The 18,548-nt window shown below is 68.3% G+C and carries 16 protein-coding genes; 4 read left to right on the top strand and 12 right to left on the bottom strand.

Going from position 1 to position 18,548, the window contains the following annotated elements:
- Window positions 1–1,497 carry a class I adenylate-forming enzyme family protein gene (locus IAG39_RS10460; RefSeq protein WP_118933692.1) on the top strand — a complete coding sequence of 499 codons (1,497 nt, stop codon included), beginning with the start codon at window positions 1–3 and terminating at the stop codon, window positions 1,495–1,497.
- A 39-nt stretch (window positions 1,498–1,536) separates the two neighbouring features.
- Here the strand turns inward: IAG39_RS10460 and IAG39_RS10465 are convergent, their stop codons facing one another.
- Both IAG39_RS10465 and IAG39_RS10470 read right to left on the bottom strand, forming a co-directional pair.
- Window positions 1,537–2,508 carry a tripartite tricarboxylate transporter substrate binding protein gene (locus IAG39_RS10465; RefSeq protein WP_059372131.1) on the bottom strand — a complete coding sequence of 324 codons (972 nt, stop codon included), beginning with the start codon at window positions 2,506–2,508 and terminating at the stop codon, window positions 1,537–1,539.
- A gap of 59 nt (window positions 2,509–2,567) precedes the next feature.
- A complete protein-coding gene (locus tag IAG39_RS10470) occupies window positions 2,568–3,437 on the bottom strand; it encodes a fumarylacetoacetate hydrolase family protein (protein WP_059372132.1) in 870 nt (289 codons plus the stop codon).
- A 188-nt stretch (window positions 3,438–3,625) separates the two neighbouring features.
- Here IAG39_RS10470 and IAG39_RS10475 point away from each other — a divergent pair, with 188 nt between their 5' ends.
- Window positions 3,626–4,294: a FadR/GntR family transcriptional regulator gene (locus tag IAG39_RS10475; protein WP_059372134.1), complete on the top strand. Its 669-nt coding sequence runs from the start codon at window positions 3,626–3,628 to the stop codon at window positions 4,292–4,294.
- 75 nt (window positions 4,295–4,369) lie between these two features.
- On the opposite strand, the gene IAG39_RS10480 is transcribed toward IAG39_RS10475, so the two are convergent.
- The 6 genes from IAG39_RS10480 to IAG39_RS10505 all read right to left on the bottom strand — a co-directional run bounded on the left by IAG39_RS10480 (window position 4,370) and on the right by IAG39_RS10505 (window position 11,593).
- Entirely contained in the window at window positions 4,370–5,260 is an 891-nt protein-coding gene (locus tag IAG39_RS10480) for a GntR family transcriptional regulator (protein ID WP_118933693.1), read from the bottom strand.
- A gap of 5 nt (window positions 5,261–5,265) precedes the next feature.
- Window positions 5,266–6,318 carry a 4-hydroxythreonine-4-phosphate dehydrogenase PdxA gene (pdxA, locus tag IAG39_RS10485; RefSeq protein WP_059372138.1) on the bottom strand — a complete coding sequence of 351 codons (1,053 nt, stop codon included), beginning with the start codon at window positions 6,316–6,318 and terminating at the stop codon, window positions 5,266–5,268.
- Complete coding sequence (dtnK, locus tag IAG39_RS10490) at window positions 6,315–7,532, bottom strand: D-threonate kinase (RefSeq protein ID WP_118933694.1); 1,218 nt, start codon at window positions 7,530–7,532, stop codon at window positions 6,315–6,317. The genes pdxA and dtnK overlap by 4 nt, the downstream gene beginning before the upstream one ends.
- Window positions 7,529–8,554 carry a 2-keto-3-deoxygluconate permease gene (locus tag IAG39_RS10495; protein WP_082400881.1) on the bottom strand — a complete coding sequence of 342 codons (1,026 nt, stop codon included), beginning with the start codon at window positions 8,552–8,554 and terminating at the stop codon, window positions 7,529–7,531. Before IAG39_RS10495 ends, dtnK begins: the two co-directional genes overlap by 4 nt.
- 147 nt (window positions 8,555–8,701) lie before the next feature.
- Window positions 8,702–10,747, bottom strand: coding sequence for a TonB-dependent siderophore receptor (locus IAG39_RS10500; protein WP_223283453.1), 2,046 nt, complete (start codon window positions 10,745–10,747; stop codon window positions 8,702–8,704).
- Window positions 10,748–11,068: 321 nt separating this feature from the next.
- A complete protein-coding gene (locus IAG39_RS10505; RefSeq protein ID WP_059372141.1) occupies window positions 11,069–11,593 on the bottom strand; it encodes a MarR family winged helix-turn-helix transcriptional regulator in 525 nt (174 codons plus the stop codon).
- A 166-nt stretch (window positions 11,594–11,759) separates the two neighbouring features.
- On the opposite strand from IAG39_RS10505, the gene IAG39_RS10510 reads away from it, so the two are divergent.
- Window positions 11,760–12,734, top strand: coding sequence for a Bug family tripartite tricarboxylate transporter substrate binding protein (locus IAG39_RS10510; protein WP_118933696.1), 975 nt, complete (start codon window positions 11,760–11,762; stop codon window positions 12,732–12,734).
- A 10-nt stretch (window positions 12,735–12,744) separates the two neighbouring features.
- Window positions 12,745–14,313 carry a sulfatase-like hydrolase/transferase gene (locus tag IAG39_RS10515; RefSeq protein ID WP_118933697.1) on the top strand — a complete coding sequence of 523 codons (1,569 nt, stop codon included), beginning with the start codon at window positions 12,745–12,747 and terminating at the stop codon, window positions 14,311–14,313.
- Window positions 14,314–14,370: 57 nt separating this feature from the next.
- On the opposite strand, the gene IAG39_RS10520 is transcribed toward IAG39_RS10515, so the two are convergent.
- The 4 genes from IAG39_RS10520 to IAG39_RS10535 are packed head-to-tail and all read right to left on the bottom strand — an operon-like array spanning window position 14,371 to window position 18,432.
- Window positions 14,371–16,068, bottom strand: a complete 1,698-nt coding sequence (locus IAG39_RS10520; protein ID WP_118933698.1) for an AMP-binding protein — start codon at window positions 16,066–16,068, stop codon at window positions 14,371–14,373.
- 47 nt (window positions 16,069–16,115) lie between these two features.
- Window positions 16,116–16,706, bottom strand: coding sequence for a chalcone isomerase family protein (locus tag IAG39_RS10525; protein ID WP_118933699.1), 591 nt, complete (start codon window positions 16,704–16,706; stop codon window positions 16,116–16,118).
- Window positions 16,670–17,215, bottom strand: a complete 546-nt coding sequence (locus tag IAG39_RS10530) for a PaaI family thioesterase (protein ID WP_059372151.1) — start codon at window positions 17,213–17,215, stop codon at window positions 16,670–16,672. The genes IAG39_RS10525 and IAG39_RS10530 overlap by 37 nt, the downstream gene beginning before the upstream one ends.
- A 17-nt stretch (window positions 17,216–17,232) precedes the next feature.
- Window positions 17,233–18,432 carry an acetyl-CoA C-acyltransferase gene (locus tag IAG39_RS10535; RefSeq protein WP_059372152.1) on the bottom strand — a complete coding sequence of 400 codons (1,200 nt, stop codon included), beginning with the start codon at window positions 18,430–18,432 and terminating at the stop codon, window positions 17,233–17,235.
- Between the last annotated feature and the right edge of the window lie 116 nt (window positions 18,433–18,548).

Consider the following 18,548-nt stretch of genomic DNA (forward strand, 5'->3'; position numbering starts at 1 on the left):
ATGACGCTTGTCGACGCCACCTTGGTGGCTGCCTTCGCGCGCCTGTGGGCCCTGCCGCAATGGGCCGAACGGCCGGCTATCCTGACCGCGGACGGCATGCTGACGTATGCCGGCCTGCGCCAGGAGGTCGGGCGCATCGCGGGCGGCCTGCGCGCCGCCGGGGTGCGGCGCGGCAGTCATGTGGCCATCGCGATGGAGCGGTCGCAGGCCCAGGTGCTGGCGATCCTGGGCGTGATGGCGGCGGGCGCCTGCCCATGTCCGTTGGAGCCGCGCCTGTCGGATGCCGAGACTGCCAGGCGCGTGGCGGCGGTGGGGCTGGGCTGGATACTGCACGATGCGGCGAACGCGGCGACGGCCCGTGCCAGCGGCTTGGCGCCGCAATGCCTGCTGGACGCCGCTGCCGTGGCCCAAGGCCCGCTGGACTGGACGGGCAGCGGCGAGGCCGCGCCCGGCGACGCGGGCCTGCTGCTGTTCACCTCCGGCAGCACCGGCAATCCCAAGGGCGTGCTGTTGAGCCACCGCGGGCTGGCGAACAACGCGCGCGGGGTGCTGGCGCACACCGGCTTGACGCCGGCAGACCGGCTCTTGCACGTGATGCCGCTGCATCACACCAATGCGCTCAACAACCAGATTTTCGCGCCGCTGCTGGCGGGGGCCTGCGTGGCGCTGGCGGGGCGCTTCCGGGCCGAAGACATGCCGGGCTTGCTGCGTGAGTTCCGGCCCAGCCTGATCACGGGCGTGCCGACCATGTACGCGCGCATGCTGGAACTGGAGTTCGATCCGGCCAGCCTGGCTGCGTTGCGCTTTGCGCGCTGCGGCTCGGCGCCGATCACCGAAGCGCTGCACCGGCGCATCGAAGCCTTCCTGGGCTGCCCGCTGGTGGTGTCCTATGGCCTGTCGGAAGCCACTTGCACCTCGACCATGAACCCGCCTGCCGCGCGCCGCGTGGGGTCTGTGGGTACCGTGCTGGCCGGCCAGAGCGTGACCTTGCGCCTGCCGGACGGCAGCGAGGCCGCGCCGGGCGGCGAAGGCGAGATCTGCATCGCGGGCGACAGCCTGATGCTGGGCTATGTGGGCGTGGACAGCGCCGACACCGGCGCGCCGCAGCTGTTGCGCACTGGGGACCTGGGGCGTTTCGACGAGCAGGGCTATCTGAGCATCACCGGCCGCATCAAGGACGTGATCATCCGCGGCGGCGAGAACATCTCGCCAGCGCTGATCGAGGGGGTGGTGACGGGCCTGCCGGGCGTGGCCGCCTGCTGCGTGGTGGGCGCGCCCGACGAGGACCTGGGCGAAGTGCCGGTGATCTTCGTGCAGCGCGCGGGCGCGGCCGCGCCGGATGCGTCCGGCATACAGGCGGAGGTGCTGGCGCGCCTGGGCCGCATCTACGTGCCGCGCGAGGTGTTGTGGATCGAGCGCCTGCCCGAGAACGCGGTGGGCAAGGTCGACCGCAAGGCGCTGGCGCGGCAGCTAGCGCCCGCCAGCCTGCGTTCATGAACCGGGGGGACGCCCCGGAATTCCGGGCGTCCCGTTGGGCTATTCGACCTTGCCGATCCGGTTGACCGCGACCTCCAGCGAGGCCGAGTCCTTCTTCCAGTACTCGTCGAAGGCTGGCGCGTCCAGGTATTGCACCGGACTGCCGGTGCCGGCGATGCGGGCCTGGACCTCGGGGTTGGTGGCGACGTCCTTGACTGCCTGGCGCAGCTTCTCCACGACGGCCGGCGGCGTGCCGGCCAGGGCGAATACGCCCGACCACTGCACGAAGCTGATGTCATAGCCTTGCGATTTGAAGGACGGCACGTCCGGCAGGCTGTCGAGCTTGCCGTCGCCCCAATGCGCCAGCGCCTTGACGCGCCCCGCCTGGATCAGCTGCATGACGCTGGACGGCCCGGTGGCAAGGGCATCGACCTGGCCGCCCACCAGCGCCTGCACCGCGGGGCCGGCGCCGGTGAAGGGCACGTGCATCATCTTGATGCCAGCCGCGTTCTGCAGCATTTCCATCGGCACGTGCATGGTGCCGTAGATGCCGGAAGAGCCGTAGCTGAACTTGCCGGACTGCTTCTTCGCCGCGTCGACGAATTCCTGCAGCGTCTTGTACGGCGCGTCGGCGCGCACCACCAGCACGGTCGGATCGGCGGTGATGCGCGCGATCGGCACGAACTGGTCCAGCTGATAGGCCGGCTTGCGTTCCAGCAGGCGGTCGGCTGCGGGCAGGATGGAAATCGACGACAGGCTCATCAGCAGCGTATAGCCGTCGGGCTTGGCGCGGCCGGCCTGGCCGATGCCGATGGCGCCGCCCGCGCCGCCCTTGTTTTCGATGACGACGGCCTGGCCCAGCTTGTCGCCCATGGCCTGGGCCAGCGGCCGCGCGATCGTGTCGGCGACGCCGCCAGGCGGGAAGGGCACCACCATGGTCACGGGGCGTTCAGGGTAGCCGGCGGCCAGCGCATTCGCGGCTCCCAGCCATAGCAAGGCAGCCGCGGCCGCCCGGTAGCAACGCAGATTCATGTCTCACTCCTTGTGCTTCTTATTGCCGAGCCGCCCCGTGTTCATTCCGGGGCTTGTCCTCAGACGAAGCGGTTTTCTATGTGGCCGATGCCGTCGATCTCCACCCGCACCACGTCGCCGTGCTTGAGGAATTGCGGCGGGTTCAGGCCCTGGCCGACGCCGGCCGGCGTGCCGGTGGCGATGACGTCGCCCGGATACAGCGTGATGCCGCGCGAGCAGGTTTCGATCAGCGTGGGGATGTCGAAGATCAGGTCTTCGGTGTTGCCGTCCTGGCGCAGCTCGCCGTTGACCCAGCAGCGCACGCGCGTCTTCTGGCCGTCCAGCTCGTCGGCCGTCACCAGCCAGGGGCCCATGGGGCAGAAGGTGTCGAAGGACTTGCCCAGGTCCCACTGCTGGTGGCGCATCTGCACGTCGCGCGCGGTAACGTCGTTGACCACCGTGTAGCCGATCACGTGGCTCATGGCCTCGGCGCGGGAAATGTTGCGGCCGCCCTTGCCGATCACCACCGCCAGCTCGGCTTCGTAGTCGATCTTGTCGGAGACGCCCACGGGCAGATGCACGTCGGCCCAGGGGCCGACCACGGTCTGCGGCACCTTGGTGAACACGATGGGCCAGGATTCGGGATTGGCGTCGTTGTCCTTGAAGACGGAGTCGCGCAGTTCCTTGGCATGGGCGTGGTAGTTGCGGCCCACGCAGAACAGGTTGCGCCGCTGCGCTGGCAGGGGCGCCTCATGCTCGACCTGGTCCCAGCGGTAGGACGAGCCGACCTTGGCCGGCAGGGCGCGGCCCTCGGCCAGCCATTCCACGGCGGTCAGCGCGCCTGCGGCCGCGAGTTCGCGCGGGAAGTCCAGGGCGGTCACGCTGCCACCGTCGTCGGACACCACGCCGATGCGGCGCTCGCCCTGGATCCGGAATACTGCAATCTTCATGCTTGCTCCCTGAGCGGTCCGGCCGCTCTTGTTTAATACCAAAAAATACCAATTGGGCGAATATCAAGGCCCAATTTCGGGAGAGGATATACCAAATAAACCAACTTTCCTAACGGAATCTCCAGGTTTTTCTTGGTTTATTGGTCTGTTTTGGTATCATCTGGCCGCTAGCTATTCTGGGACGGTCCATGGACAAAGCTTCCGCCTTGCGCGCGGTCATCATCGAGAATCTGCAATCCGGCGCCTGGCCTGCTGGCCATCGCCTGCCCACGGAACGCGCCCTGAGCGAACAATTCGGCATCAGCCGTTCAACGGTGCGCCGCACCCTGGCCGACTTGAAGAACGAAGGCCTGATTTCGCAGCGCGTGGGCAGCGGCACCTACGCCAATCCATCCTCGGCGCTGGCGCAAACGGAAGGGCTGCTACGCACCGAAGTGCTGTCCACCAGCCCGGCCGAACTGATGGCGGCGCGGCTGGTGCTGGAGCCGGCCATCGCGGCCCTGGTGGTGCAGCATGGCAGCCCTGCCGATTTCGCCGCGATGCAGGACGCCTGTGCGCGCGCAGAGGCCGCCGACAGCTTCGAAGCGTTCGAGATCTGGGACGCCAAATTGCACGAATTGATGGCGACGGCCACGCACAATCTCTTCATCGAAAAAGTGTTCGCGCTGATGACGGCGGCGCGCTCGCAAGCGACCTGGGGCGCCTTGAAGCGCAGGAGCCTGACGCCCGAGCGGCGCCAGGCCTATCAGGTGGAGCATCGCGAGATCGTTGATGCGCTGCATGACCGGGACGCGGAACGGGCCATGGAGGCCGTGCGGCGGCATCTGCTGCACGTGAGGGACAACCTGCTGGGCTAGGGGCTGCCGCGTCCGCAGGCTGCGGCGCGGCCGGGGCATGACGGGTGCAAGACCGGCCGCCGCGGGAAGCCCGCCTCAGGGCTGCGCGCGCAGCCTGGCCAGTTCGGCGGAAAGCTCGGCCACCAGGGCTTGGGCGCGCGCCAGCGGGTCGTGGCCCTCGGGCGAGGGCTCTGCGGGCGCGTCGGGCGTCTGCAGCCGTGGCTGCACGCTTTCATGGCCCATGCTGACGTCCACGTCGAACACCAGTTGCTCGGCGCGGTGCCAGGTGGTGAACCACTCCAGGGGGCGGCCATGCTGGTCCATGCCTTGGCCTTGCAGCATGAGCAACGGCGTGCCGGCTTGCGTGTCCAGCAGTTCCGCCAGCGTCTTGTCGGCCGCCACCGCCCGGATCTGGTTGCGCCCGGCGCCGGGGCGCAGGCCGAAGCGCCGTGTCAGCACGCCGTGCAGGGATGCGTCGGCGAGGTCTTCGGCGCGCAGGCCGGGTACCGCGCCGGCGGGCAGCCATGTGCGCACATAGGCCAGCGGCGCATCGGCCACATGGCGCAGGCGTTCCAGCATCAGCAATTGCGTGGTGCCGAAGAAGGTCGCCACATCGGCGGGCGGCTCGGCGCGCGCGAACGCCAGCACGCGGGTTTGCAAGGCCACGCCGGACTGCGCGAACTGCTCGTACAGGCCGGTGGATCGCTGCACCAGCCGGCGGTGTTCCTGGGGCGCCGCCACGGTGGCAGGACGCCCGGTTTCGCGCTGGATCAGGCCTTCGGTGGCCAGGGCCGCCAGCGCCTGGCGCACCACGCTGCGCGCCACGCCGAAGCGTTCGCACAGCGCGGCCTCGCTGGGCAGCACGGCGCCGGCCGCGAGCTTGTTCGTGCGGATGTATCCGCGCAGCAGGGTCGCCACCTGGGCGTGCAGCGGGATATCGCCGGAGCGATCAAGTACGGGCAATGCGTCGTGCGTGGTGGGCGCCATGGGAATCAACCTCCGGTTTGTGCCCGCGCAGTTTCCCACACATGCGTCCAGCCCGGGGCCAGATGCGCGGCGCGCTCGGCGGCCAGGATCAGGCTGTCTTCGCGGGCGATGCCGCGGCCGGCGATGTCGAAGGCGGTGCCGTGGTCCACGGACACGCGCACGACCGGCAGGCCCACGGTGATGTTGACGCCGTCGTCGCCGTAGACCGCCTTGAAGGGCGCGTGGCCCTGGTCGTGGTAACAGGCGATCACGAACTTCCACTTGCCGCGCACGGCTTGCGGGAACAGCGCGTCGGCCGGAATCGGGCCCGCGGCCAGGATGCCGGCGGCATTGGCTTCGGCCACCGCGGGCGCCAGGATGTCGGCGTCTTCGGTGCCGAAGATGCCGTTTTCGCCGGCATGCGGATTCAGGCCCGACACCGCCACCGGCTGGTCGCCGCGGCCCAGCGCCTTGGCGAAGGAACCGGCCAGGCGCAGCACCGCGCGCATGCGCGCCGGGGTCAGGTCTTCGATGGCCTGGCGCAGCGACACGTGGGTGGTGGCGTGGAAAATGTAGAGGTCGCCGGCCGACAGCACCAGCGAGAAGGTCTTGACGCCGAACTCGTGCGCCAGCAGTTCGGTATGCCCGGGCCACTTGTGGCCGGCCGCGTGCATGGCGGCCTTGTTCAGCGGGGCGGTGACGATGCCGTCAACCTCGCCGGCGCGCGCCAGGGCGCAGGCCGTGGTGACAAAGCGCACCGAGCCGTCGCCCGCGTCCGCGCTGATCTCGCCCAGCTTCACGTGGGCCAGCGACGGGCCTGCCTGCAGCACTTCGATGGTGCCGGGCGTGTTGGCGCAGTCGGCGGCGCGGTCCAGCTTGCGCACGATGGCGGGGTCGCCGCCCAGGCTGCGCACGGCGTTGGCCATCACGTCCACGTCGCCGACCACCAGCAGGCGGGCCTTCTGGCGCAGTTCGTCATGGCCCATCAGCATCTTGGCCGTGATTTCCGGCCCGATGCCCGCCACGTCGCCCAGGGTTACGGCCAGCAGGGGCAGCTTGCCCGGTTGGGGTTGTGTCATCGCTTGAATCTCCTGTCGCGGATCGCGCGCACCGCGCGAACCAGTACATCTTCGGTGCCAAAGCCGCCGGCCTTGGTCACCACGGGCAGGCCGGCGGCCGTGCCTCCGGTCAGCGTGCCCAGGGGCACGCCGCCCATCACTTCATCCACCAGCGCAATGCCGCGGGCGCCCAGCGCCACCAGCACGCTGCGCGCGCCGTCACCGCCCGTGGCGACCACGCCGGCGGCGTTGGCGCTGGCGATCAATTGCGCGGCCAGGCCGCCCAGGCGTTCCGCGACGGTCTCGGAATCCAGGCCGTCCAGCTGGCCTTCGGGCGCCAGCAGCAGCACCGTGCCGGCTTGCGCCGGCGATTGGCCATGCGCTTGCAGCAGCGGCTGGCTCCAGGCCTGCCATGCGGCGTCGTCGGCCAATTGAGCCAGCGAGGGTGTCCAGGTGTCGGCGCCCGAGGCTTGCAGGGCGGCGGCTTGCGCGCGCGCCGCGCTGTGCTGCGAGGTCACCACCACCACGACCGGCGCGGTCTGGTCGGCGCCGGCCCAAACCCGAGCCAGCGGCACGGCCAGGCCGCCCGCGCCCACGGGCAGGGCGTGCACACCCAACAAGCCGATGGCGCGCGCCAGGCGCTCCAGGTCGGCTTCGGTAGCCGCGTCGACCACCACGGTGCTGCCGGCCGCGCGGATGCGGGCCGCCAGCGCTTGCGGCGTGTCGTCTTGCTGCGCCGCCACATGGGCGCAACCCAGCAGGGTGGGGATATGGCTTTCGGTCACGGGCGTGACCGGATCTGTGGCCGCCGAGGTCTCGGTGACCGGCTTGCCGTTGACGTAGAGCACGCCTTGTTCGACGGTGCGGCCGGTGGCCGGGAAGGCCGGACAGATCACCGCAATGGTGTCCGGACCCCAAGCCTCGCGCGCCGCGTCGATCTCGGCCTTGAAAGCGCCGCGCAAGGTGGAGTCCACCTTCTTGTACAGGCGCGTGACGCCGGCCGCACGCAGGCGGCGCACGTTCTGCCAGACGGCCTCGGCCGCGTCGGCGGCCGACAGGGGACGGCTGTTGGTCGTGACCGCCAGCACTTCCACGCCGGCGGCGCCGGAACCCGACAGCGCCTCGTCGGCGCCGCCGATGGACAGATGGGTGTTCCAGCCGGCGCGCACGAACTGCACCGCCGTGTCGCCCGAACCGGTCAGGTCATCGGCGACGATGGCGATGGCGGGATTCAAAGCGCCTCTCCACGCGCTTCACGCAGGGCGGGGGCGACCGTGGGGTCGGCGTCCTCGGACTTGAGCTCGCCCGCGCGCTTGAGGAAATACGAGGCCAGCATGGGCGCCAGGATCGAGCTGATCAGCACGCAGGCGGCGACCTGGGCGGTGGCGGTCGACACGTATTGCTGGAAGTTGGGATCGGCGGCCGCTACCACTGCAGGGGTGGCAATGGCGTTGCCGGCGGTGGTGCCAGCGGCGAAGCCCAGGCCGCTCTTGCCGCCGCGGCGCAGGATGTAGCGATAGCCCAGATAGACCAGGCCGCCGGTGATGGGGCTGATGATCAGGCCCAGGATCAGGCCGCTGACGCCGCCGGAAACCACGGCGCCCAGGTTGATGCCGGTGCCCAGGGCGAAGGCGAAGAACGGGATGACGATGTTGGGCACGGGCTTGAGCACGTCGCGCCACTTGGGGTCCAGGTTGCCGACCACCACGCCGAGCAGGAACGGCACCAGCGCCGCCACCAGGGCGATCATGGGGATGTCGGCCAGGCCCGAGGCGCCCAGGAACAGCAGGCTGAAGAAGGGGCCGTCATTGACCGCGCTGGCCACATAGGCGCCGCGGTCGCGGGCATCGCCGTACTGGCCGGTATAGGCCAGCCACAGGCCGCCGTTGCTGTTGTCGAAGGCGGCCAGCAGCGCCAGGATGGACACGCCCAGCACGCCGTCCAGGCCGACGTAGCTGCCCAGAATGATGATGAGGGTGGCGGGCACCAGGGTCTTCATCAACAGGATGGTGCCGGCGGTGGCCAGGATCGGGCCACCGGTGCGCGCATTGACCTGCGTGCCGGTGGCGAAGATCAGCAGCGCGATCAGGGGCAGGGCGCTGTTCTTGAACAGCGCCGTGGTGAAGCCGCCGATCGCCAACGCGTCGGGAGCGAAGGTGCCGATCAAGGAACCCAGGATCAGCGGCACCAGCATCAATCCTCCGGGGATTTTCTGCATCGTGCCAAAAAAGGGCGAGCGGGAAGTTTCGGTCGACACTATCGGAGTCTCCAAGACGGTTTTTATGGGTTGCAGACGTTCGAGCGCGCGTCTGTCACACGGTTGATCAGGGATGAAAAACCGTAGTGTACACCTGTACGTACAGCATGTACGTACAGGTTGCCGGACCCGGAGGCAGTTCCGATTTTAGAAGCGGTAGGCGCCGCTCAGCATGACGGTGCGGCGTGCGCCATAGAAGCAGTCGCCGCGATCCAGGCAGACCACCTCATAAGTGCGGTCCGCGATGTTGTTCACGTTCAGCGCATAGCGCCAGGGACCGTTGTCGTAGCTGAGCATGGCGTCGAACAGCGTGACCGCCGGCGTTTCCGGAGCGCCGCCGTCGCGGAAGGCCGACAGGTAGCGCACGCCCGCGCCCACCGCGAAGCCGGGCTGGCCGGCCAGCGCGAAGCGGTACTTGCCCCACATGGAGGCCATGTGCTTGGGCTGGGCCTCAAGCTGCGGGTCCAGGTCGGTGTAGATGTAGTTGGCGATGACGTCCAGTTCCTTGGTGACGCGGCCGCGCAGCTCCAGCTCCACGCCGCGCGTGCGGGTCTTGCCGGCCTGGATCTGGTTGTTCGGATTGTCCGGGTCGTTGGTCTGGCGGTTCTTCTCGCGCAGGTCGTAGGCGGCCGCGGTGAATTCGATGTCGGCGTCCTTCGGCATGTACTTGATGCCGGCCTCCACCTGCTTGCCGCGCATGGGTTTCCAGCGCTGGTTGTAGAAGTCGGCGCCGGCGATGGGCGTGAACGACTCGCTGTAGCTGAGATAGGGCGACCAGCCGTTGTCCGCGGCATACATCAGGCCGAAGCGCTTGGTGGTGGCCATGTCGGTTTCCCGGTCCTGGCCTTCGGTGGTGCTGTCGGCGCGGTCGCGGCGGATGCCGGCGAGGAAGATCCAGTTCTTGTCGAACTTGATCTGGTCCTGCGCGTAGAAGCCGATCTGCTGCTGATTGATCTTGGGGGTGTCCGACAGTTCGTACTCGGGCGCGTTGCCGTATACGGGGTGGTACAGGTTCAACGGCGAACCCGCGCCGCTGGCCGTCTGGCTGGTCTCGCGGTAGCGCGAATAGTCCATGCCGAAGATCACCGTGTGTTCCGTGCGGCCCCAGTTCAGCTTGCCTTCCAGGTTCTGGTCCGCCAGCAGCGTGCGCATGCGCGGCTTGTTGACATAGAAAATCCGGTCGACGGTGGTCTGTTCCGGATCGATGTAGGAATCGCCGCGGCGCGCGCCGTAGACGTTGGGATAGAGCGTCTTGTAGTCGACGCTGCTGACCGTATTGCGGAAGTTCTGGCGCACTTTCCAGGTGTCGTTGAATTGATGCTCGAACAGCCAGCCCACGCTGAACTGCTCGGTGTCATAGGCGTCGAAACCGGGCTCGCTGGCGAAGCGCCGGGTGGGGATGCGGCCGTTGGGATTTTCCTGCACCGAGCCGCTCCACGGCAGGAAGGACTGCGTGGTGCCCGCGCGGTCCTTCTGCCAGGTGGCCTGCAGCGTCAGCGAGGTGGCCGCGCTGGGGCGCCAGGTGAGGGACGGCGCCAGCATCAGCCGGTCGTCCGGCGCGTATTGAACTTGGGTATCGCTGTCGCGTCCCACGGCGATGACGCGGTACAGCCATTGGCCGTCCTCGCTGGCCGGGCCCGTGAGGTCGGCCTGGATCTCGCGCCGGTTGTGGTTGCCCAGCACCACGCCGATTTCGCGTTGCGTTTCCTCCAGCGGGCGCTTGCTGACCAGGTTGACGATGCCGCCCGTGCTGCCCTGTCCGTACAGCATGGAGGAGGGGCCGCGCAGCACTTCCACGCGCTCCATCGCATAGACCTCGGTGCGCGGGTTGTTGAAACTGAAATACTGGCGCAGGCCGTCCAGGTACTGCACCGGCTCCACGCCGCGGATGCGCACGTAGTCGGCGCGGTTGTCCACGCCATAGGCGTTGGGGCGCACGCCTGCCGCGTAGTTCATGGTGTCCTGGATGTTCTGCGCGCCCTGGTCCACGATCTGTTCACGCGGGATCACGGTGATGGCCTGCGGCGTTTCGGACAAGGGCGTGTCGGTCTTGGTCGCGGTGGCGCTGCGCGTGGCGACATAGCCTTCTACCGGGCCGGTCGCGGTTTCGCCGGTGCCGGTGACCTGCACGGCGGGCAGGATGGTGGCCGGCTCGCCGGATGCGGCGGGCTGGGCCTGCGCTGCGCCGCCCATGCAGGCGGCAAGCGCGGCGGCGACAGGCAACAGGACCAGCGGCCGCGCGCGCCGGGCGGCGGGATCAGGGTGGTGTTTCAACGGATTTCCCCCTCGGCCTGAATTCGGCCGATTATGGATGCAAATGACAACGATAACTATTATTAATTTACTGCATCGAGAATGTCAGGAAATCCGCGGCCCGCAGATGTAAAAAAGCCGTGCAAAGCTTGCCGGGCGGTAAGGCCAACGACGAAAAGCGCCGTCCTATCAGTGGCTTGGCGACGTTTGGGGCAGGGGCGCGGGAGCCGCGCGCCTGTTGGCGAGGCGCGACAGAACGGCTCAGGCGTGGCGCGGCCTGCGGGTGCCGCCGTCGCGTCGGCTGGCCTTTTCCGAGACGATGTTGCCCTCGGCCATGCGGCGGCCGCGCTGTTCGATGCGGCCCAGAAGGTCGCGCAGCAAGGCGACCTCGTCGGCGCTCAGGTCCTGCACCAGCAGGTCGTTCAGGTGCGAGACTTCGGGCAGCAAGGCGTCGTACAGGGTGCAGCCTTCTACCGTGGCTTCCACACGCACCACGCGGCGGTCGGCGCTGTCGTGCAGGCGGCGCAGCCAGCCTTTTTCGCATAGCGCGCCCAGGGTGCGCGAGGTACGCGCCAGATCCAGTTTTGCAGCGGCCGCCAGTTCAGCCGAACTCATGATGCCGCCCTCGATGGCACAGGCCAGCACTCGCCATTCGCGCCGCGTGATGCCGAAGCGTCCTTCGCACAGGCGCAGGAATACCGGATTCGATTGCGACCATGCCTGGTACAGCCGGTACATCAGCATGTCCGAAAGCTGGCGTTGTCCGGACGCGGGATCGGTCGGCATGGCTTTTCCTCCTGGTGGCGTTGCAGTTCGCGCTGCATATCGTTATGGGAAGTCCTGGATTAGATCAACAAATATGCGCGTTGCTAAATTCAATTTCCCTATTTGGGTATCGGCCAGGCAGTGACAACCATCATCGACAGCGGGCCGCTGTCTCCAGGAGTTGACCATGCGTAAATGGATATCGGGCGCTGCCGCGGCGGCAATACTTGCGGGGGCCGCGCCGCTGGCCGGTGCGCAGCAGGCCCCGCTGGACGGGACCTTGACGGTGGTGGTGGGCTATCCGCCAGGCGGTAGTTCGGACCGCATTGCGCGGCTGGTCGCGGACCGGCTCAAGGACCGGGTGGGCGTACCCGTGGTGGTCGAAAACAGGACCGGAGCGGGCGGCCGCATCGCGGCGCAAGCCCTGCATGCGGCGCCGGCCGGCCAGAACGTGCTGATGCTGGCGAACCCGGCCGTGATGGTGGTGGCGCCGCTGGTCTATGCCCAACCCGGCTATGACGCGCAGCGCGACTTCAAGCCCGTGTCGCTGGTCAGCAGCTACAAGTTCGCGATGGCGGTGGCGGCGAATTCGCCGATCCAGGACCTGGCCGGCCTGCGGCAGTGGCTGAAGGCGAACCCGAAGCAGTTCGCCGTGGGCGTGCCGGCCACCGGCAGCCTGCCGCACTTCTTCGCGCTGATGCTGGGGCGCGAAATCGGCCTGGAGCCCGAAGTCGTGGGCTACCGCGGATCGAGTCCGCTGATCTCCGAGCTGATAGGCGGCATCCTGCCGCAAGGCATAGACACGCTGGATACGTTGCTGCCGCAGCACCGCGCCGGCAAGATCCGCATCCTCGCCGTGTCTGGCGAGGCGCGCGATACCGAACTCAAGGACGTGCCCACCTTCAAGGAAGGCGGGGTGAACCTCGCGGCCGACGGCTGGAACGCCTTCTTCGCGCCGGCAGCGATGCCGCAGTCCAAGGCCGACAGACTGGGCGCGGAAATCGCGGCGGTGTTGCGCGAGCCCGCCATGCAGGAGGCCGTGCGTGCCGCGTACCTGGAGCCGGTGTCGCTGGACGCGCGCGGCACGGCCGACGCCCTGGCCGCCTACCGCAAGCAGTGGGAGCCCGTGGTGCGCGCATCCGGCTTCACGGCCACGCAATAGGAGGGCGGCGATGAGCGATGTACAGAACGTGCTGTTCATCATGGCCGACCAGTTGCGGGCGGACCACCTGAGCTGTTATGGCCATCCCTACCTGCAGACGCCCAGCCTGGATGCACTGGCGGCGCACGGCGTGCGCTTTGACCGCGCCTTCGTGAACTCGGGCGTGTGCGGACCTTCGCGCATGAGCTACTACACCGGCCGCTATCCCTCCAGCCATGGCGCCACCTGGAACCGCGTGCCGCTGTCGGTCAACGAAATCACGCTGGGCGAATACCTGGCGGGGCAGGGCCGCGAACTGGCGCTGGCCGGCAAGACCCACATCATCCCCGACAAGGCCGGCATGGAGCGGCTGTCGATCGATGGTTCCTCGGAGCTGGGCGCGCTGCTAGGACGCGGCGGCTTCACCGAACTGGACCGCTACGACGGCCACCACACGCCGGGCGACGAAAGCGGCTATCCCGCCTTTCTTCGGCGCCACGGCTACGACAGCGCAGACCCCTGGACCGATTACGTGATCGCCGCGGTGGACGCAGCGGGCCAGGCGGTCAGCGGCTGGAACATGCGCAATGCGCACTTGCCCGCGCGCGTGGCCGAGCCGCATTCCGAGACCGCCTACATGACGGACCAGGCGCTGGATTTCATGAAGCGGCGCGGCAGCCAGCCCTGGGTGCTGCACCTGAGCTATGTGAAGCCGCATTGGCCCTACATGGCGCCGGATCCCTACCACAAGCGCTACACCCCGGACCAATGCCTGCCGGTGCGGCGCAACCGGGAAGAACTGGAGAACGCGCATCCGGTGGTGGCGGCCTACCGGCAGCACGAAGAGAGCGTCAGCTTTTCCTCGGACGAGTGCGTGCGCGTGGTGCGCCCGGCCTACCAGGGCCTGATCCGGCAACTGGACGATCATCTGGGCCGGCTGTTCGACTACATGGAAGGCGCGGGCCTGATGAAGAACACGCTCATCGTGTTCACCGCGGACCACGGCGATTTCCTTGGCGACCATTGGCTGGGCGAAAAGGAACTGTTCTACGACACTGTGCAGCGCGTACCCTTCATCGTCATGGACCCGTCGGCCGCGGCCGACGCCACGCGCGGCCGCGCGCTGGACGACATGGTGGAAAGCGTGGACCTGGCGCCCACGGTGCTGCGCGCGCTGGGCAAGTCCGGTCCCGGCCATCGGCTGGAGGGCCGCGAATTGCAGGCCTTGCTGCACGGCCGCGATGCCGCCACGCCCTGGCGCGATTGCGTGTACTCGGAGCTGGACTACAGCTTCCGCCAGGCTCGCCTGTTGTGCGGCAAGACGCCGCAGAACGCGCGCGCGTGGTCGGTGCGCACGGACCGCTGGCGCTACGTGTACTGGCTGGACGAGCGCGAGCAGCTCTTCGACCTGCACGCCGATCCCGAGGAGTTCCAGGACCTGGGCGCAAGCAGCGCGCATGCGCAAACGCGCCAGGCGCTGCGCCAGCGGCTGCTGGAATGGATGCTGCGCGGCAAGCGCCGCACCACCATCAGCGACGAGGCCGTGGAGAAGGGGACCAACGCCCACAAGCGGGCAGGAGTGTATTTCGGGCAGTGGTAGCTGGACCCGGAGACAGCCGCCGGCCCGCGTCCGCTGCGGGCCGGCGGATCTTCAGGCTTAACCCGGCTGCCGGGCTTGCGCCTGCGCGGCTTCCTGCGCCGCCGGTTTCAGCTCGCGGCGCAGGATCTTGCCGACGTTGGTGCGCGGCAGGTCGTCGCGGAACTCGATGTAGCGCGGCACCTTGTAGCCCGTCAGCTGCTTGCGGCAATGCGCGATCAGGGTCTCGGCGTCCAGCGCCGGGTCCTTGCGGATCACATACAGCTTCACGGCCTCGCCCGAGCGCTCGTCGGGCACGCCCACCGCCGCCACTTCGCGCACGCCGGGATGCAGGGCGGCCACGTCCTCGACCTCGTTGGGATAGACGTTGAAGCCGGACACCAGGATCATGTCCTTCTTGCGGTCCACCAGGAACACGTAGCCCTTTTCGTCCACGTAGCCCACGTCTCCGGTACGCAGGAATCCGTCCGCATACAGCACCAGCGCGGTTTCGTCGGGCCGCTGCCAGTAGCCCTGCGTGACCTGGGGGCCGCGTACGCAGATCTCGCCGGTCTCGCCCACGCCCAGTTCCCGGCCCGCGTCGTCGCGGATGGAAATGTCGGTGGATGGCACGGGCAGGCCGATCGAGCCGGTGAACTCCTGCACATCCAGCGGATTGATCGTGACCGCGGGCGAGGTCTCGGTCAGGCCATAGGCCTGCGCCAGCGAGCGGCCGGTGACGGCGCGCCAGCGGTCGGCCACCGAGCGCTGCACCGCCATGCCGCCGCCCATGGTCAGGCGCAGCCGCGAGAAATCCAGGCGCGCGAAATCCGGGTTGTTGAGCAAGGCGTTGAACAGCGTATTTACGCCCGTGAAGGCCGAGAACGGTACCTTGCGCATTTCCTTGACCAGCCCGGGAATGTCGCGCGGGTTGATGATGAGCAGGTTGCTGGCGCCCATCTTCATGAAGGTCAGGCAGTTCGCCGTCAGCGCGAAGATGTGATACAGCGGCAGCGCCGTCACGATGCATTCCTCGCCTTCGGTCACCAGCGGCCGGACCCAGGCATAGGCCTGGCTCAGGTTGGCGACCAGGTTGCCGTGGGTGAGCATGGCGGCCTTGGCCACGCCGGTGGTGCCGCCGGTGTATTGCAGGCAGGCCAGGTCGCGCTGGTCCAGCTTCACTTCGTCAAAGGGCGCGCTGCTTCCGGCGCGCAGCGCAGCACCCAGCCGCAAGGCGCCGGGCAGGGACCACGGGGGCACCATGCGCTTGACGCGGCGGACCACGAAATCCACCAGGCGGCCCTTGAACGGCCCCAGCAGCTCGCCGATGGACGTCACCACCACCCGTTCTATCGCGGTGCCTTCCAGGGCCTTTTGCACGGTGGCGGCGAAGTTGTCGGCGACCACGATGACGCGCGCGCCTGAATCGGCCAGCTGGTGCTGGAGTTCATGCGGGGTATAGAGCGGGTTGCAGTTGACCACCACGCAGCCGGCGCGCAAGGCGCCGAACAGGCATACGGGGTACTGCAGCAGGTTGGGCATCATGAGCGCGACGCGGTCGCCGGGGCCCAGGCCGTTGGCGTGCAGCCAGGCCGCGAAGTCGCGCGTCAAGCGGTCGAGCTCGGCATAGCTGAGCGACTTGCCCATGCTGATGTACGAGGTCTTGCCGGCGTAGCGCTCGCAACTGTCGCGCACCACCGATACCAGCGTGGTCACGCCGTCCATCTCGATGTCCGCGGGTACGCCCGCGGGATAGCTTTTCTGCCAGATTCGTTCCATGTGCCGGATTTCCGTGTGGGGCCTGTACAGCAAGAGAGCCTTGGGCCCTAGCCGCCCAGCAGGGCTTTTTTCAGGGAGGCTTGCGCGGGTTTGTCGCCCAGCCAGACCCGCAGCAGGGCGCGCGCAAACGCGGGGCTGTCGATGCGTCCGCGCAGTTTGCCGTTATCGGTGACCGCGACGCCGCGGGCGTCGAAATCCAGGTCGACCACGTCGCCTTCGCGCACCGCGCCGATTTCCGCCATCAGGGCGGACAGGCGGGCGGCCGGCGCCTTCAACTCGGCCAGCTCCTGCGCGGACGTATTGTCGCGCAATCCGTCCTGCAGGGCTTCGTCCAGGCTTTTGCTGTCGACGTTGCGCAGCAGCAAGAGGCGCATGCGGCGCGGTTCGCCGCTATTGACCAGCGCGGCCGCGTCGCCGCTTTGCGCGGCGGTGTACAACGCGGCCACGTAGACCTTGACCACGAACTTGGTGCGCACGCCGGCGCCGTTGAGCACCAGGGCGCGGCCGCCTTCCGACAGGCTGTCCGGCACGCGCACGCCGGCCACTTCGATGTCGGCGGACTGCGCGGGGGCGCCGGCCAGGCAGGCGGCAAGCATGAGGCTCAGGGCGGCGATTCGCCCTCCGGGGATGCGACGCATGATTCTCCTCCAGTGTTCTTCTGCTTGTAGAACTTCTTGTCTGCGATATAGATCGTGCGTTCCACGACGGCGTAGACCACGCCGTCGCGGTCCTTGAGTTCCACCGTATAAGTCCGGGTGGTTTCATGGTCGCGCGCGAGGATCGCGCGGATTTCCGCGATCTCGTCGGGCGGGAGCCGGAAGTCCACATACAGCGTGGCGTACGCCGGCTTGCGGTAGCGTATGGTGGCCGCCTTGTCCCACACGATGTGGTCCGCACCCAGCGCGGACATCAGCATCGTGGGGTGGGCGCCGTCGGTCACCGCGAACAGCGAGCCGCCGTACATCGAGCCGACGATATTGCGCGTGCGCCGCAGCAGCGGCAGCTTGATGCGGATATGGTGGAAGTCCGCGGACACATGCACCACTTTGCCGCCGGTGGCGCGGAACGCCGGATGCAGATTGAAGCCCACCCGCATCAGGCGTGCCCGCCATGTCGGCGACAAGTTCTTGAACCAATAGGGCTTCATGTCCCGCGCCGCTCCGCCTACATCGCCTCGAACAGGCCGGCCGCGCCCATGCCGGTGCCGATGCACATGGTCACCAGGCCGTACTTGCCGCCGGTGCGGCGCAGGCCGTGGGTGAGGGTGGCCGTGCGGATCGCGCCCGTGGCGCCCAGCGGGTGGCCCAGCGCGATCGCGCCTCCCAGCGGATTCACCTTGGAGGGATCCAGCTTCAGTTCGCGGATCACCGCCAGCGATTGGGCGGCGAACGCCTCGTTCAGTTCGATCCAGTCCAGCGCGTCCTGACCGATGCCGGCGCGTTGCAGCACCTTGGGGATGGCTGCGACCGGGCCGATGCCCATGACTTCGGGCGGCACGCCGGCCACGGCGAAGCCGGCAAAGCGCGCCAGCGGACTCAGATTGAATTCGCGCAGGATGCGGTCGGACACCAGGATCACGGCGGCGGCGCCATCGGACATCTGCGAACTGTTGCCGGCCGTGACGCTGCCGCGCACGGCGAATACGGGCTTCAGGCGGGCCAGCGCCTCGGCGCTGCTGTCCGGCCGGGGGCCTTCGTCCGTCTCGACCAGGCGGCGCGCGGTGCGCACCGTGCCGCTGGCGTCGCCGGGCTGGCGCGACACCGTTTCATAGGGCGTGATCTCGGCGCGGAAGTGGCCGGCGGCGATGGCCGCGCAAGCCTTCTGGTGCGAGGCCAGGGCGAAGGCGTCCTGGTCCTCGCGCGAGACCTTCCAGCGTTCGGCGACCTTCTCGCCGGTCAGGCCCATGCCGAAGGCCATGCCGATGTTTTCCTGGTGCTCGAAGATGGCCGGGTTCATCGACACCTTGTTGCCCATGATCTGCGGCATGGCGCTCATGGATTCGGTGCCGGCGCCGATCATGATGTCGGCCTCGCCGGTGCGGATGCGGGCCGCGGCATCGGCCACTGCCTGCAGGCCGGATGCGCAGAAGCGGTTCACGGTGACACCAGCCACGCTTTGCGGCAGACCGGCGAGCAACAGGCCGATGCGGGCCACGTTCATGCCTTGCTCGGCTTCCGGCATGGCGCAGCCGGCGATGACGTCGTCGATGCGCGCGGCGTCCAGGCCCGGGACCTGCGCCAGCGCGCCATTGAGCGCGGCGGCCAGCATGTCGTCGGGGCGGGTGGTGATGTAGGCGCCGTTGCGCTTGCCTACCGGCAGGCGCGTGGCGGCGACGATGTAGGCGTCTTGAATCTGCTTGCTCATAGTGATTCCTTGTGTGTCCATGGCGCTGGCCGTTGCTGTCCGCTGGCTTGCCCTGTCGGGGCCGCGCGGATCCGGCTTCGCCGGTCCGCAGTCGGCGCCCCCTTGAAGGGGGAAGC

It is taken from the genome of Achromobacter xylosoxidans (genome assembly GCF_014490035.1).
In the GTDB taxonomy this organism is placed as follows: domain Bacteria; phylum Pseudomonadota; class Gammaproteobacteria; order Burkholderiales; family Burkholderiaceae_B; genus Achromobacter; species Achromobacter bronchisepticus_A.